The following is a 16634-nucleotide window of genomic DNA, read 5'->3' on the forward strand; positions in this document are numbered from 1 at the left end:
AATGAAAAGAATAAGACATACCATATTATTTACGATGCTCGGCGTGAGCCTTTTCACGACATCCTGCAATGAGGATTTTCTCGAAAACGACATCAAAAGCCGCCTGACCGACGACATGCAATGGGCCTCGGAAGGCAATGCCGACCTGTTTCTGAACGACATTTACACTGCGCTCTCCAACAAATGGAACTCGCCCGATAACCTCGATAATTTCACCGACGACAACGACGCGGGCTTCTATTGGAAGTCCTATTCGTGGCGGCAGGGCATCGTGGACCCGGCGGTGAACAACGGCACGCCGATGGACCACGCCAATGGCAATGCCACCGATTATGCGTCATGGGCTGCGGGATTTCTTAAAATCCGCAAATGCAACCTGTTCATTCAAAAAGTGACTGAAAACTCGGCCAACTTCTCGGAGGCTTACCGCAAAAAACGCATCGACGAAGTGCGGTTTATGCGGGCCTATTATTACAGCGAAATGTTTATGCACCTCGGCGGTCTGCCGATCATTACCGAAGTGCTCGATCGCAACACGATGGAAGAGGCCGAGCTTTACCGCTCCCGCGCCACATTTGAAGAGACATTCAATTTCATTACCAAGGAGCTGGGCGAAATTGTGGCGAACAAAGCATTGCCTGTTAAATACAACAATGGGGATGCCGACGCCGGCCGTGCTACCCTCGGCGCAGCGCTCGCGCTCAAAGGCTGGCTAGAATTGTACGTGGCGAGCCCGGCATTCAATGCGGCCACACCCGCAGCCGGTGCCGACCCGAACAAGCTGGTAGGCTTCGGAAATTTCGACCCGAAACGCTGGGCAACGGCCGCGGCTACCAACAAGCAGTTTATTGATACTTACGGCGGCACATATGCACTGTTCCCGGATATCAATGCATTCTGGTGGGAGAAAAACGAGTACAACTCCGAGGTGATCTGGGACCGTCAGGTGGTGGCGGTGATCATGGGCTCCAACTACGAGCAATACGGCGGCCCGGTGTGGATTGACGGCGTGTACTACACCTGGGGCAATTACTGCCCGACGCAGGAGCTTGTCGACCAGTTTGCGATGGCCAACGGCAAGCCCATTTCCGACCCGACTTCCGGCTACAACCCGCAAAACCCCTACGTAAACCGCGAAAAGCGCTTTTATGACTTCATCGTTTACGACGGCGCGCCCTATAAGCAAGACTGGATGGCCAAGGTCGATACCATTTACACCCGCATCGATAAGGTAAGACCTTCGAAAAACCAGATCGATTTCGGTACCGACGACGTGGGTAATACCGGTTATTATTTCAAAAAGAAAATCAACCCGTTGAAGCCGCGTGGGGGCGCCGCCAGCGGGCAGAATTATGTGTATTACCGTTACGCGGAGGTGTTGCTGAACTATGCAGAGGCTCAGAACGAAGCAGTTGGCCCCGATGCGTCGGTATACTCGGCCATCAATGCGATCCGCAAACGTTCCAACCTGCCCGAACTTCCGGCCGGTCTTACGAAGGAAACCATGCGCGAAGCCATCCGCCGGGAGCGCAGGGTAGAGCTGTGCTTCGAAGCCAAGCGGTTTTACGACATCGTTCGCTGGGTGATAGCCGAGGATGTCATGAACAAGGACTTCCACGGGATGAAAATCACCAATACCTCGCCGGCTGATAACAAAGGCAAATGGGTGTATGAAGTGGTGGGTTTAAATCACCCGCACGTTTTTACCAAGAAAATGTACATGAACCCCGTACCGCAACCGGTTGTGGATCAGAATAAAAAGATTATTCAGAATCCCGGCTATTAAACCAATGGTTCAGCCCCGAAGCTACCGTTTACTCGGTGGCTACGCCAAAATGATTAGAGAACAGAGTTCCGGACGCTTTTAATAGCGTCCGGTCTCCGGACATGATTTCATTGTAGTTTGAGTAAAGAGAGGGGCGGCGAGTTCCTCTTTTTCTTTTACATTAATATTTCCGCTGTTTTCTGTAATGCACCACCTGCTTCGCTATCTTTCCAAACTGCCGCTCAACCCGCTTGCGCTCGACTGAGTCGGTTTGGTAATGCGCCTGCTCCCGACTGATTTTCAGATAGCTTTCGTACACCTCACGCGGGAGCGTGCCCTCGCGCACCGCCGCCACGACCGCGCACCCGGGCTCGTGCTGGTGCGTACAGTCGTGAAACCGGCATTCGGCCGAAAGTGCCGCCAGCAATGGATGATACTGCATCCCCTGGTCGTCGGCTTCGAGCGTAACGCCGAATTCCCGCATTCCCGGCGAGTCGATCAGCATCGCCCCGGACGGCAGCATTACGAGATTTCTCGAAACTGTCGTGTGCCTGCCTTTGTGGTTGAAGCTGCTCACAGCGCCCTCTTCCTGCAAATGGTAACCCAGCAGTGCATTGACGAGCGTGCTTTTCCCCACGCCCGAGGAGCCGATGAGCACATATGTATTGCCTGGCAGCAACTGTTCGCTTGCCCATTGTTCGAGTCCCGCCTGGCCGGTCGCGCTGAGCAGCAGTACCCGGCAATCGTAACCCAGCGCCAACACTTCCTGCCTGTAACTTTCCGGGTAGGGCACGAGGTCTTGCTTATTAAGCAGCACTACCGGGCGGATGTTGCATTGCATGATCTGCACGATGTAGCGCTGTAAACGCATGAGGTTAAAGTCGCGGTCGAGGCCCTGCACGATGAATGCGGTGTCGATATTGGTTGCGATCACCTGTTTCTCGGTGGTACGGCCGGGGAGTTTGCGGCTCAGTTCGTTCAGTCGCGGTAGTACGGAAATGATAATCCCTTCATTGTCATAGGATTTGAATGCGACCCAGTCGCCCACTTTGGGCAAATCCCAGTTGTCGGCGCTGTTCATAAGTGCACCTGAAAGCATAGCGTCTGCCGTGCCGCTGGCTGTTATGAGCTTGTGGCGGAAACCTTCGATGGCCGTAACGCGGCCCGCTTCGAGTCCTTGTGCCTGGTAAGTATGGAAATGTTGTTCAAAATGGGTATTCCACCCGTATTGATTTAGAGATGTCATGGTTGTAAAGTCTGAGCTATGAGCAGCACATCGCCTGTCCGCGCGCATAGCATGGAGAAAATTTAGATCAAAGCAGTAGGAAATCGCGGGTCCTGAAAAGAAGTTAATTCAGAAGACCGGCGTCAGGCTGCAATGTCAGCAGATGGGCGATATGTAGTTTCAGACCTTGACATATTGGGCACAAAGATAGGGGAATTATTCTTGAGAACGCCCAGCCGCAGCTCCCTGTTTATAGCACATAAAATTGCAAACAACGGAAGGCTCCGTGGTGCCGCCTGCCTACGCGAGGTGGCACCTACGAAGCCTGGATGAATATTGTACCATCTATATTCTACAAACAGGAGGCCCCGTCGGGGCCGAGGTAGCGAAGGATTGTGGACGCAATAAAGAGGATCAAGCTGGTAGCGATGATCTTTCCTTCATCGCCGCGGACCGGCCGCTCATTGGTTTGGTCGTAATCTTTTTTCATATGAAATATTTATACAAGCCCTGTTGCATTTGATCAGTTACAAATATATATTCAAGAAAATTAAATATAAAAATAACCATGAAACGACTTATTTCAATTTCGATCATGCTTTTGGCACTCGCAGCATGCAGCGGGCCAAAGCAAGAAGACAGTTCAGAAGTCAGTTTGATGAAGGTCGAAGTGCCACCACAGGATAAAAACGAAACAGCTGAAGTAGTCGTAGCACCGGCGGAGGAGGATGTAGAACCGGCAGGAGCGGCAAGCGGAATACTCACCGAGAAGAAATTTATCAAAACAGGCCGCATTGAATTCGAAACCGAGGATGCGGAGGCAACGCGTAAAACGATTATGGCCTCTGTGAGGGCAAGTAAGGCTTATGTGAGCCGGGACGAGGAGGAGCGCAGGGGCGATGCGGTGAGTTACACGATGGTAGTGCACGTGCCGGCGGCCCGTTTCCAAACATTTCTGGCTTCGGCGACCGCGGGAGTTACTGATTTCCGGGAAAAATCGATTTCAAACGAGGATGTAACGGCTCAATATGTGGATACGGAATCGAGGCTTAAAACAAAGAAGGATATAGAAAACCGCTATCGCGCATTGCTTGTTAAAGCCAATACGGTGAAGGAAATCCTCGAAATAGAGAGAGAACTAGGCGAAATCCGGACGGACATCGAAGCTACCGAAGCGCAATTCCGGCAGCTGAAAGGGGACATCAAGTACTCCACGCTGCATATTGTTTTCTACAAACCGATCGACACAGCGAACCCATTTCTCACTGAACTCGCCGACGCATTCAAGAGCGGTGTAGGGAATCTCCGTGCATTCGCAGTGACGTTAGTGGCGGTATGGCCATTTGTGTTGTTGGCTATCGGTACAGTAATGACGATCAAATGGTGGCGAAAAAGAAGAAAAGCAGCGCTGAAAAAGGAGAAGGCTGAGTTATCATCGGAATAGCAATCGCTAAAAATTCCCCGCGAACTGTTTGCCCGTTTTTAAATCCCGTAACCGCACCGATCGCACAGTCCCGATACCCGCAAACATGATATCCAGCCCATAAATGTGCCTTAGCGGCTTTTTGTAAGTGTTTTTATAAACCTCCCTGCCGTTGATCAGCAAAGTTGCCCGGCGGTTCACGACCTTCATGGAGACGGTTCCGCCGGTGGTGAGGTCGGCGCCGAGGAAGTTGGGGCCTTCCGAGCGACCGTCTTTGTGCAGCTCCGAAAATTGCAATTTACTCCAATGCGCACAGCCGGGTTTCATAACATCCACCATGTGATTGGACGAATCCCCGAATACCGTCACGCGTACCTGTGAGCAACGCACACCCGGTCGCGGAGGCGAGGCTTTGACGTCGATCAGAAGTTCGAAGTTGTCGCCGTCGATGCCGGTGAGGTGGGTATTGATGAAATCGACAAAAAACGTCCGGTTGGTATCGACGCCGGCGCGGGCTATTTCCCTGGCGCTGATGCTGTTGTATCCCTGAGAAAAAAGGCCCGGTGCCTCAATGGGATACACGCGGGTGGTGTCGTACATCATATTCGCAGTGGCAGTCCAGCCGTTGGTGTGCAGGAAAACGGGCACGGTATCCAGCGGCACACCAGCCTTTTTCAATATGGCCAGATAGTGCCCAGGTACTTCATAATAGTTTGAGTAAACGCTGTCCTTGCCATTCAGACGCACTTTTTCACCGTCTCCGAACTCAATCGTGTATTCATCGGCGAGGTCGGCCACGTTCCTGAAATTCCGCACCACAAAAACGGCCGAATGGGGGTTATCTCCCTCCGGATTTTTACAAAACAACGTTACCTCCGGCTTATCGTTTTGCCACAAAAGAAATCCCCGCCAGGCTGCAATACCGACGACGATCAACGCAAATGCAACCATGAGTAGCTTCCTTACCGGCAGTTTCCGCGCTGTTGGCTGCTGTATCGGCACTTCCATCGGCCGAATAATAGGCTCGGCCTCGGGCCGGTGGGGGAGCGGTGCAATCTGCTGCCGCGACTGCGCAAGGGTGAACTGATCCCAATCGGCAAAGCCTACATATTGCGCCAATGCGTCGCGCGTGGCCTTCTGTGGGTAATACCGTGCATCCGTTTTTATTTTCCCGAAAATCCTCTTCAGGGTATTCGGGCTGATCTGCACGTGCGTTTTTTTATAAAGGATGCTGCAAAGCCTGATGAAATCACTGTTCGTCCACTCCGAACTGTCGGGCTTGCCGTAGGTATCCGCCACGAGTTGACAACAGTGATCGAGGAGGTCTAAAGAGCTCGCCTTGTCTTGTCCATTCTCCATAGTAATCATACAATAAACTTCTGTATGTCAGCTTTTTAGGTTGTCCATAATTTTGGATAGCGAACTGGCTAAGCGCATTTGAAAATCCTCGTATTGTCCAATTTTATATTTGCTCACTCAAATTTTTGATCTGTGCAATCCCAGGGCCCCGGGACAGCTTGAAACCCTAAATATTGGAAAAAAATATGCGACAAAAAATTCTACTCGGCTGCGCCTTGTTGCTTGCCTCGATGGGACCGCTGCTGGCACAAGTACGGCAGCTTACGGGCAAAGTAACGGACGAAGGCGCAAAAGACCTGCCCGGCGTAAGCATTGTGATCAAAGGTACCCAGCGCGGAACGGTTACAGATACCAATGGTGATTATACGCTTGCATTGCCCGATGGCGAGGCCGTCACCCTCACATTTTCATTTGTGGGTTACCAAAGTCAGGACATTACGCCCGGTGTCCAGACAAAACTGAATGTGACCCTCAAACAAAGTGATAATGCTTTGTCGGAAGTGGTGGTGGTAGGCTACGGCACCCAGAAGAAGAAGGACCTTACCGGCGCCATTTCCTCGATCGGCGCGCGCGACGTGGGCGGAAGACAGACATTACAGGTGTCGGACGCATTACAGGGTAGCGTGGCGGGTGTTTCGGTCACACGCAGCAGCGGAGCACCGGGCTCCGGTTCGAGCATCCTCATTCGCGGTATTACCACCATTGGTACGAACAGCCCGCTGGTGATCGTCGATGGCGTACCCGTGGCAAGCATTGATAACGTGAACCCGGGCGATGTCGAGAACATTACCGTGCTGAAAGACGCGGCGTCGGCGGCGATCTACGGCTCGCGCGGGGCGGCAGGTGTGATTCTGGTCACGACCAAGCGCGCCAAAAGCGGGCAGGGGAGCCTTGAATACACCTACGAATATGGCGTGCAGCGTGCCACGGCCACACCCGAATATGTGGGTGTGCAGGATTATATGCGGTATTTCAATGAGCAGGCCGTGAATGATGGTGCTTCCGCCGGACCGTTTGCCGATGCCTACATTGCATCCTACCTCGACAGCAACCGCGTAAACCCCGACCGTTTTCCGAATACCGATTGGCAAAAGGCGATCCTCACGCGCAAGAGCGCGCCGCGTCAGCGCCACGACCTCGTTTTCACCATGGGCACCGGAAAAATCAAAACAAAAGCATCTCTGGGATATGCAAGCTCGGGTGCGTTCTATGATAACCGTTCGTACGACCGCTACCTGTTCCGGGTGAATAACGATATGCAGGTGAACGACAAAATCAGCGTGAACCTGGATGTTTTTTACAAAAGGACCACCAACAAAGGTAATGCCAACGAGCTTCCCAGCAGCGCTTACAACCCAATTTACGAGGCGCGTATTATGCCCCCTATTTACGACGATGTGTATCAAAACGGCAACTTCGCGGTGGGTAAGGACGGCCGTAACCCGTTGGCGCAGATCCGCCAGGGAGGTTTTTCCAGAGGCTTGTACAACCAGATCGGTGGCCGGATGCAGTTCAACTACAAACCGGTGAACGGCCTCACATTGACAGCCCTGGTAGCCCCCGTGTTCGATTTTGATAAAACCAAATACTTTTCCAAGCAGATCCGTTTCACCAATCCGGACGGCACTGTGGGTACGGTCATGAATCAGGCACGGACGGTGCTGACCGAAGGCCGGTCGGAGGGTGTGACGATCAACGGTCAGGTGCTCGCAAACTATGCCAGGGAGTTTAACAATGCCCATTCGATTGATATCCTGGCGGGTTTTGAGGAAAACTACCGCTCGCTCGAATCGCTGGGCGCCTCGCGCAGCGGGTTTGCATTGACGGGCTTTCCCTACCTCAATTCGGGCTCGACAGAGCTGCGCGATAATAATGGCAGCGCGAATGAATCGGGTCTGCATTCATTCTTCGGTCGGTTGCAGTACAATTTCAAAAGCAAGTACTTCATCCAGGGAAACCTCCGTTCGGATCTTTCGTCGCGGTTTGCATCCCAATACCGGAAGGCCATTTACCCGTCGGTTTCGGCTGGTTGGACAGTTTCAGAAGAGCAGTTCCTCAAAAGCACGCGCTGGCTGTCGTTCCTGAAACTCCGCGGCTCGTGGGGTGAGGCCGGTAACGAGCGCCTGCTCGACAAGGATGGTAACCCGGCCTATTATCCCTATATGGCCACAATCGATTTCTCTACCGCATTGTTTTACCAAAACGGCGGCGTGGTGCCGCTCACAGGTGGTGCGCAGCAGGTGTATGCGGTTGAAAATATCAGCTGGGAAACCAGTCGTACAGCAGATATCGGCCTGGATGCCTCGTTCCTGAACGACCGCCTCACATTGGCAGCCGATTATTACAAAAAGACGACGACCAACATTCTCCTGCCGCTCGATATCCCGCTTTACATGGGTTATGACAAGCCCAACCAGAATGCCGGAACGCTGAACGTACGCGGCTGGGAACTGGAACTAGGCTGGCGCGACCGCATTAATAAGCTCAATTACTCGGTTTCGGCGAACCTGTCGGATGCGAAATCGACCGTCGGTGATTTGAAGGGTACCGAGTTCCGTGGCGACCAGATCGTCCGCAATGGGAGCCAGTACAACGAATGGTTCGGGTATATTTCAAATGGGTTATTCCAAACGATGGACGAAATCAAAGGAGCGCCGGTGCTGAATGTGACTACCAAACCGGGTGATGTGCGGTACGTGGATGTGAACCAGGACGGCAAGATCACGACCGACGACAAGGTGCTGCTCGGGGGCGCGTTGCCGCGTTACCTGTACGGCGGTAACCTGCGGGCCGATTACGAGGGTTTTGACGTGGGTGTGACGTTTCAGGGCGTTGCCAAAAAGCTGTCGCGGCTGAGCTCAGAGGTTACCCAACCGTTCGCTGAGGCATTTGGCAATATGCCGTCGGAAATGATAGGAAAGTTTTGGAGCAACAACAATACACCCGATCAGAACCTGAAAGCGACTTATCCAAGGCTTTCGAGAACATCCAATGCCGCCAACTATGCGCTTTCCGACTACTGGCTGATGAGCGGTGCCTATTTCCGCCTGAAAAACATCACAATGGGCTACACCCTGAAACAGGACGTGCTGAAAAAGACCGGCGTGCAATCGCTGCGGCTTTATCTTTCGGCCAACGACGTATTCTCGCTCAGCAAATTCCCCAAATACCTCGATCCGGAATCGGGCAGCTATTCGTACCCGATCGTCGCCACTTTCATGGCTGGTGCCACCATCCGGTTTTAGTAACCCTATTTGATTGATAACACATGAAAAAGACCCTATTCCTGATGCTCCTCGCCGGGGCGACGAGCTGCCATACCCTGGACCTTAATCCGCTGTCGGAAGCTTCCACGGGCACATTTTATTCGAACCAGACCGAGCTGGAACTCGCCGTGAACGATTTGTACCGCCTTGCATTCTGGGGCAACGACAACGAGCTGTTCAGCGATAACGAGTGGCACCGCGGGCAACTGACCAACGCCGTGATCGGCGGCACAATGAACGCCGATGACGCAGGCGTGCAGACTTTCTGGCTCAATTCCTATAAAGCCATAGCCCGCGTCAATTCGTTTATTGCCAACAAAGAGCGTGCCGCTGCGAACACACCGGCCGCCGTAATGCTGCGCCTGGAAGCGGAAATGCGTTTGATACGCGCCTACCAGTATTCCCGGCTGGTCACCCATTTCGGCGACGTGCCGCTGCTGACTGAACCCGTGGCGTTGGAGGAATCCTATGGCATTGCCCGCAAGAACCAGGCGGAGGTCCTGCAATTTGTGTTCGACGAGCTCGATTTCGCCATCGCCAACCTGCCCGTTTCCTACGGAGCATCCGAAACGAAGAGGCTGACGAAAGGTGCCGCGCTGGCGATCAAGGCACGCACGGCATTGTACACAGGCAAATGGCAGCTCGCCCGCGATGCCTCGAAAGCGGTGATGGACCTGGGCGTTTACGCATTACACAGCAGCTATTCGCAGCTCTTTTTGAAAGCCGGGGAGACGAGCAAGGAGCTGATCATCAGCGTGCCGCGCGACGAAAAACAGCAGGTTTTCAATGGTGCGGGATATGTGCAGGACAATATCTCGCGTAATGCGGGCGGGTACGGCGCACAACTGCCCACGCGTGACATGATGGACGCCTACGAATGCACGGACGGGAAGCCGATCGACGAGTCGGCATTGTACGACCCGAAGACCCCTTTCAAGAACCGCGACCCGCGGCTGACGGCGACCATTGTGGAGTTCAACACGCAATGGCTCGGCTACAATTACATGCCGCACCCGGATTCCCTAACAGTGTTCAGTTCGAAGGAGAACCGGCGGGTACCCAACAAAGATACCCGTGCCGTGGCCGCATTTGCGAGCTTCACGGGGCTGCTTTGGAAAAAAGGCATCGACCAGACGTGGCCCGACCGGCTCGTAGAAGACAACGATGCCATCGTGATCCGCTACGCCGAAATGCTCCTCACGTACGCAGAGGCTAAAATAGAGCTCGGAGAGATCGATGAAAGCGTTTTGAACGCTGTTAACCTCGTCAGGGCGCGTGCTTATGGTGTTAGTGTGGACCAAACCGCGGCTTATCCCGCCATTGCCGTTACCAATGCTGCCGCATTGCGCAAAGTGCTGCGTCGCGAGCGCCGCGTGGAGTTCCCGCGCGAAGGACTGCGGTATATGGACCTGATCCGCTGGAAGCTGGCCGAAAAGGCATTGTCGACGCCTGTCGTCGGCTTACCAGACCCGGTGGCGCAGAACCGGGCCAAATGGCCCTTCCCGGGCGTTACCCCGCTCGACGACGACGGCCTGGCCGACTATTCGGGCTTTGGTACGGATGTGAAAGCGCTTTCCCAGCGCAGTTTCGACAAATCGCGACAGTACCTCTGGCCCATCCCGGCCGTAGAGCGGCGTGTGAACCCGAACATCACACAGAATGCCGGATATTAATTCTATATTTTCCAGTTGATTATCAAACCTATGAGTCTTTCGATGAAGAGAAATCGTATGTGGGCGTTTGTGGCCGGTTCCGTGATGAGTATCGCCCTGCCGGTGGCGGCACAAACCCCGAAGCAGCCTTCATACAGCGGTATTTACCCGCATTTGGCCATGTACAACAATGAGGGGGAATGCGGCACAGGTGCCGTTGTGCCCTGGGCCGGGAAGCTGTGGGCGATTACCTACGGTCCGCACCTGCCATTCGGCTCGTCGGATAAGCTGTACGAGATCAGCGCCGACCTCAAACAGACCGTGCGCCCCGAAAGTATCGGCGGCACGCCGGCCAACCGGATGATCCACCGGGAAAGCAACCAGCTATTTATCGGGCCTTACGCCATCGACAGCAGAGGCGAGGTACGCACGATACCTTACAAAGGCAAGCCGGGGATGGATATGCCCGGCCGCCACACAGGCAATGCCCGCCACCTGACCGACCCAGCCGGAAAGATCCTTTACGGAACGATGGAAGAGGGTTTTTATGAAGTGGATGTGAAAACACTTACGCCTAAAATGCTCTATGAGGACGGCAACATCGACCGCGACAAGGAAACCGACAAGGCGACCTACCAAACCAAAGGCCTGCTTCCGGGTACGCACGGGAAGGGTTTTTACTCGGGCCAGGGCGTGGCGGTGTACTCCAACAACGGCGAACCGGGGCGGAAGGCCGAGATACAGTTCGATATCGAGTCGGGCTCATTGTCGGAATGGGATGGAAAGAATTGGAAGGTGGTTCGCCGCAACCAGTTTGTGGAAGTTACGGGTCCAGGCGGTATTTACGGCAACCGCAACCCCGCCACCGACCCGATATGGGCCACCGGCTGGGACCACAAATCGGTGCTGGTGGGAGTGCGCGATCATGGTAAATGGAGCTTCTACCGCCTGCCCAAAGCCAGCCACGCCTACGATGGCGCCCACGGCTGGAATACCGAATGGCCGCGCATCCGCGACGTAGGCACCGCGCAACAGCCCGATTACCTGATGACCATGCACGGCATGTTCTGGAAGTTTCCGGGGCAATTCAATTCGCACAACAGCGGCGGCATTCGTCCGCGCACGGCTTACCTGAAAGTGATCGGTGATTTCACCCGCTGGAACGAGCGCCTCGTTTTCGGTTGCGACGATTCGGCCCAGCGCGAGTTTTTGAACAAACGCAAAGCCAAGGGTGGGATAGAAGGCCCCGGACAATCCAATTCCAATCTTTGGTTTACACCCCTTAACCTGCCCGACCAGCTTGGTCCTAATTCGGCCGAAGGTTCGGTGTGGCTGAACGAGGTAGTGAAAGCCGGACAAAACTCGGAGCCGTTCCTGTTTGCAGGATGGGCGCACCGTGCGGTGTGGATTCGCAACGAGAGCGAGCGCGAAACGCGCTTTGTATTTGAAGTGGATAAAAAGGGAAATGGAGAATGGTCGGTGCTGAAAACGGTGAATGTAGGCCCGAATATGGCCCTCAACGCGGATTTCAGCAATGCAGAGTCGGGCGAATGGGTACGTGTGCGGCCCGACAATGCTACCCGGGCAACGGTTCATTTTACCTATACTTCCGACGACCGCCGTGCAGGTACGCCGGATGCGATTTTCAAAGGACTCAGCAATGCCGGTTCGGTGGCCAGCCGCGGGGGGCTGTTGTATGGCTTGGGAGACAATCGGCGGGTACTGGGATTGGCTGCGCAGGATTTCAGCGGTGCAAAGCCGGGGGAGGTCGGTTATTACGAGCTCGATCGCAATATGAAGCTCAACCGCCAGGAGGATGCGGCAATGCATTCGTTTATCAAAACCAAATTTGCTATTCCTAAACAAGTCGTGACCGTGGACGCATCATCCGTGCTTGTGGTCGACGACAAAGGCCGCCGGTGGCGGTTACCGCTGGGTAATGAGGCTTTCACAGGCCTCACCAACCAGGCCTCGCTGCGCATTTGCCGCGAGGTGGCCACGGAGCGTGATCTTTTCAACTGCCACGGTACATTTTATGAGCTGCCTGCCGAGAATGCCGATGGTTATGCCAAAATCCGCCCGGTTTCTTCGCACAATCTCCGCATTCATGACTATGCATCCTACCGCGGTTTGCTGGTCATGACGGGGATCGACCCGAAATCGATGCAAAATAGCGAGCATATCATTGTTTCGGCTGACAAAAAGGCGGCCGTATGGGCCGGCGCGATCGACGACCTGTGGAAACTAGGCAAACCCACCGGCCACGGCGGCCCCTGGAAAGATACGCAGGTGCAGGCCGGCGCGCATTCAGATCCTTATTTGATTGGTTTTTATGATCAAAAGAGTCTGAAACTTTCTCACAATGCGAAGGAAGCCGTGACTTTTACGCTCGAAGCCGATCCGGTGGGTAACGGACCGTGGATGGCCTATAAAACGTTCACAGTGAAGCCCGGACAGATAGTTTCCTTCCCATTCCCGAAGAATTTCTCTGCCCGCTGGGTAAGGTTCAAAACGGATAAGGCTTGCAAGGCCACAGCCTGGCTCGATTACCAATGAGCCATAATTTGTGGTAAACTTTTATATTTCAGGACTGAAACAGACCCGCAATGGACGCCCGGCAAATCCTGAAAGACCATATTACCAAAACCGTCGAACTGACCGATGCGCAGTTCGACGGTTTTTATGCTTGCTTCAAACACGAATCGTTCAGGAAAGGGCAAATGCTGATCCGTGAAGGCGACGCGGTGACGCGGGAGTATTTCGTGCTGAGTGGTTGCCTTAAAACCTACTTCATGAACGACGAGCTGAGGATGACCATCCTGCAATTCGCCATGCCGACCTGGTGGGCATCGGATTATGATGCGTTGTACAACCGGCACCCGGCCGCTGTGATCGTGGATTGCGTGGCCAATGCCGAGGTTTTGTCCATATCCGCGGACGACCGCGAGAAGATTTGCCACGAAATCGAAGCAATCGGGCATTTTTTTCGTTGGCGAACCAACCGCGGTTACGCGGCATCGCAAAGGAGGCTCCTTTCATTGATGACCAACGATACCAAAAAGCGGTATGAAGACCTCCTGGCACAATATCCGACCCTGTTCCAGCTCGTGCCGAAGCACCTTATCGCTTCCTACCTGGGCGTGTCGCGCGAGACTTTGAGCCGGCTTTACCATTCATCGCGCTGACACAAAATTGTGATGTAAGTCACATAAGACCGATCGTTTTCTCTGCTTAATTTGCGTAGCGGGTTTCACTTACTGCCCGCTAACCTGGATTATGTGGAATCAAACCAATGTTTCCCGCGTGCTGGGAATCGACTATCCGATATTGCAAGGCCCGTTCGGGGGCAACCTTTCCTCGGTGAAACTCGTTTCCACGGTTTCGAACCTGGGTGGAATGGGTGGATACGGTGCTTACATGCTCACCCCCGACGAAATTATAGCACTGGACAAGGAGCTGAAACAGGCTACCGACAAACCCTATAACATTAACCTCTGGATTTCCGACAGTGACTTTCCTGCCGGGGAAGTTTCGGACGAACAATTTGCAAAAGCCGCTGCGCTCGTAAAACCGTTTTTCGACGAAGTCGGGGCACCGTTGCCGGCAAAGCCCAAAGCTTATCCATCCCGTTTCGAGAATCAGGTCGATGCATTGCTGACTGCCAAACCTCCGGTTTTCAGCTTTATTTTCGGCCTTCCTTCTCCCACTATCCTGGAAGATTTTCGCAAAAAAGGCATTAAGCTCATCGGCAATGCTACCACGCTCGATGAAGCGATTGCACTGGACAATGCCGGTGTGGATGTGATTATCGCGTCCGGTTTTGAAGCCGGCGGTCACCGGCCGTCGTTCCTGGAATCTCCCGAGGCATCGCTCACGGGCACGTTCGTACTCGTGCAGCAGATTCGTGAAAAAGTAAAAACACCGGTAGTAGCGGCCGGTGGCATTGCCGATGCCCGCGGCGTCGCAGCCGCATTCACCCTCGGGGCGGAGGGCGTGCAAATCGGCACGGCATTCCTCGCTACCGAAGAGTCCGGGGCAAGTGAATACCATCGCAATCTCCTGCATTCGGACGCAGCGCGTTACACCACATTGACGAAGGTTTCGACGGGCCGCCTGGGCCGTGGTATCCGCAGCCGCTACACCGAATCCATTGCCGGGCGTAACGACGAACTGCTGCCGTTCCCTTTGCAAAACCAGTTTATCGTGCCGCTTCGCAAAGCCGCCACCGAAAAGCAGCAATACGACCTGATCATGTTCTGGGGAGGACAGATCGCGCCGGTATTGAAGCATACCAGCGCGAAAAAGCTGTTTGAAACGATTGTCGAGGAAGTACCCGGCTATTTGAAATAATCACAATACCCGACCGCCGCTATTCGCTCCAAGGTGAGTGTAAAATGCAGTCGCAGAAATTCTTACGTTCGAAATTGGGGATCATGTAGGCGCATACATCGGCTTTGATGTTGCCGAATGTGGTCCCTGTTTTGTGCGCGAAGCCTGAGAAAAATGTGGGTATGATCCTGTTTTTGAAATCATTACGAGGGAATGCAGCGACGATCGCCTCGCGGTCGGCTGCGCTGAGCTGCTCGTAACCTTCGCCCATTACATCGAGGCCGACGCCGGAATACAGCAGCGCCACTTCCGGCTCCTTGTACTCAGCCACGCCGATGGTCGTGTGCAGGGCAATGGCGTCCCACACGAGCTGCATCGACTCTTTGGGTAACCCGTTGCTTTTCAGGAAATCGCGGGCGGCATTGGCACCGTCCACTTCGAAGCGCATGTCGGGGCTGCTGTAATGCGGTACCAGCCCCAGGTCGTGGAAAACGGCGCTGATGTAAAGCAATTCAGGATCGTACACCGTCTTTTCCCGGTTGCCGTTCAGCGAGGCGAATAGGAATACCCGCAATGAATGGTTGTAGATAAATTCGGTACCGTGTTCGAGAAGTAGGTCGGTGGCGTCGTTGGCCAGTTTACTATCGGGTATGCGGATGCCCGCGATGGTTTGCAATGTGTTGGTAGACATGATTTTGTGTTTTTTTGTTTCCACAAAATTAGGCCTGCCCGCAGCACCGGGGAATGTCAGATTCCGCGGATCACCTGCCAAAATTGACGAAGCGCGCGCGGTAATCCTGCGGGGACATCATGGCATTCTTCTTGAAAAAATGGCTGAACTGCTCAGGCGTGCTGAAATGCAGGTGGTAGGCAATTTCCTTCACCGGCTGCGACGAAAACTGCAACGACCGTTTCGCCTCGGCCACCAGCTGCCCGTTAATGAGCTCTTTCGCACCCTTGCCCGCACAGCGCTTGCAAATATCCGAAAGCCGCCTGGCCGATATATTCAGCTCCCCGGCATATTCGGCGACCTCGTGCATTTCGCGGTATTTCCGGCTCACGAGCTCGATGAAAGCCCGGTACGCCTGTTTTTCATGAGTATCAAAACCCGCTCCGGCTTCCGCATTGATGTTCGCGATTTTGATCATGATGATTTTCAGATAAGCCGCCAGCGCGTCGAGCTTGTTGACGTAATCCCTTGTTTCAAATTCATGGTGTAGTGATCGAAACAGGAAATTGAGTTCAGAAAGAGCGGAGTCATTGAGAGGCAGCCGCTGATTTTCCGCAGCATTGTTGAACAAAACAGCCTTGCAGTTACTCGCGCTGCCCGGCGCCTTTTCCCAGAAACAATCCCCAAAACACAGCTCATAGCCGGTAATTGTGCTTTTTTCGGGAAAGCGGCAGAGTTGGCCTTTCGATAGCAGGAAAAGCGTCTTCTCTGCCAGTTCAAACCGTGCATCGTCAATTTCGACCACACCGGAGCCTTCTTCTACAAAAAGGATCCGGTGGTAGGAGAGGCGTTCCGGTATTTGCCCGGTTATCCCGGTGTGCATAAAATGGCTGATGCGAAATGAGTCTTGAATGTCCTTTTCAAATATGAGTTCCATACAATGCC

The 16634-nt window shown here is 53.9% G+C and carries 12 protein-coding genes; 7 read left to right on the top strand and 5 right to left on the bottom strand.

Annotation, left to right across the window (positions count from 1 at the left end):
- The first annotated feature begins 1 nt into the window (after window position 1).
- Window positions 2–1786 (top strand): RagB/SusD family nutrient uptake outer membrane protein, encoded by a 1785-nt coding sequence (locus J2Y43_RS12510; RefSeq protein WP_309982950.1) that lies wholly within the window; start codon window positions 2–4, stop codon window positions 1784–1786.
- Between the two features lie 160 nt (window positions 1787–1946).
- Here the strand turns inward: J2Y43_RS12510 and rsgA are convergent, their stop codons facing one another.
- Window positions 1947–3011, bottom strand: coding sequence for a ribosome small subunit-dependent GTPase A (gene rsgA / locus J2Y43_RS12515; RefSeq protein ID WP_309982952.1), 1065 nt, complete (start codon window positions 3009–3011; stop codon window positions 1947–1949).
- A gap of 331 nt (window positions 3012–3342) precedes the next feature.
- Window positions 3343–3480, bottom strand: a complete 138-nt coding sequence (locus J2Y43_RS12520) for a hypothetical protein (protein ID WP_309982954.1) — start codon at window positions 3478–3480, stop codon at window positions 3343–3345.
- A 78-nt stretch (window positions 3481–3558) separates the two neighbouring features.
- Between J2Y43_RS12520 and J2Y43_RS12525 the strand changes: the two genes are divergently transcribed.
- The gene (locus J2Y43_RS12525) at window positions 3559–4434 is read left to right on the top strand and encodes a DUF4349 domain-containing protein (protein WP_309982956.1); all 876 of its coding nucleotides are present in this window, start codon (window positions 3559–3561) and stop codon (window positions 4432–4434) included.
- Between the two features lie 6 nt (window positions 4435–4440).
- Here the strand turns inward: J2Y43_RS12525 and J2Y43_RS12530 are convergent, their stop codons facing one another.
- Window positions 4441–5772 carry a hypothetical protein gene (locus J2Y43_RS12530; protein WP_309982959.1) on the bottom strand — a complete coding sequence of 444 codons (1332 nt, stop codon included), beginning with the start codon at window positions 5770–5772 and terminating at the stop codon, window positions 4441–4443.
- A 185-nt stretch (window positions 5773–5957) separates the two neighbouring features.
- On the opposite strand from J2Y43_RS12530, the gene J2Y43_RS12535 reads away from it, so the two are divergent.
- The 5 genes from J2Y43_RS12535 (at window position 5958) to J2Y43_RS12555 (ending at window position 15040) form a co-directional block, all read left to right on the top strand.
- Window positions 5958–9017 carry a TonB-dependent receptor gene (locus J2Y43_RS12535; RefSeq protein WP_309982960.1) on the top strand — a complete coding sequence of 1020 codons (3060 nt, stop codon included), beginning with the start codon at window positions 5958–5960 and terminating at the stop codon, window positions 9015–9017.
- 23 nt (window positions 9018–9040) lie between these two features.
- Entirely contained in the window at window positions 9041–10711 is a 1671-nt protein-coding gene (locus tag J2Y43_RS12540) for a RagB/SusD family nutrient uptake outer membrane protein (RefSeq protein ID WP_309982962.1), read from the top strand.
- A 42-nt stretch (window positions 10712–10753) separates the two neighbouring features.
- Window positions 10754–13246 (top strand): hypothetical protein, encoded by a 2493-nt coding sequence (locus J2Y43_RS12545; protein ID WP_309982964.1) that lies wholly within the window; start codon window positions 10754–10756, stop codon window positions 13244–13246.
- A gap of 50 nt (window positions 13247–13296) precedes the next feature.
- The gene (locus J2Y43_RS12550; RefSeq protein WP_309982967.1) at window positions 13297–13875 is read left to right on the top strand and encodes a Crp/Fnr family transcriptional regulator; all 579 of its coding nucleotides are present in this window, start codon (window positions 13297–13299) and stop codon (window positions 13873–13875) included.
- Window positions 13876–13966: 91 nt separating this feature from the next.
- A complete protein-coding gene (locus J2Y43_RS12555) occupies window positions 13967–15040 on the top strand; it encodes a nitronate monooxygenase (RefSeq protein WP_309982970.1) in 1074 nt (357 codons plus the stop codon).
- Between the two features lie 19 nt (window positions 15041–15059).
- Here J2Y43_RS12555 and J2Y43_RS12560 read toward each other — a convergent pair whose 3' ends face one another.
- Both J2Y43_RS12560 and J2Y43_RS12565 read right to left on the bottom strand, forming a co-directional pair.
- On the bottom strand, window positions 15060–15710 hold the full coding sequence (locus J2Y43_RS12560; protein ID WP_309982971.1) for an HD domain-containing protein: 651 nt from the start codon (window positions 15708–15710) through the stop codon (window positions 15060–15062).
- A gap of 70 nt (window positions 15711–15780) precedes the next feature.
- Window positions 15781–16626, bottom strand: coding sequence for an AraC family transcriptional regulator (locus J2Y43_RS12565; protein WP_309982974.1), 846 nt, complete (start codon window positions 16624–16626; stop codon window positions 15781–15783).
- Window positions 16627–16634: the final 8 nt, after the last annotated feature.

The organism is Dyadobacter sp. BE31 (genome assembly GCF_031457695.1).
Taxonomy (GTDB): domain Bacteria; phylum Bacteroidota; class Bacteroidia; order Cytophagales; family Spirosomataceae; genus Dyadobacter.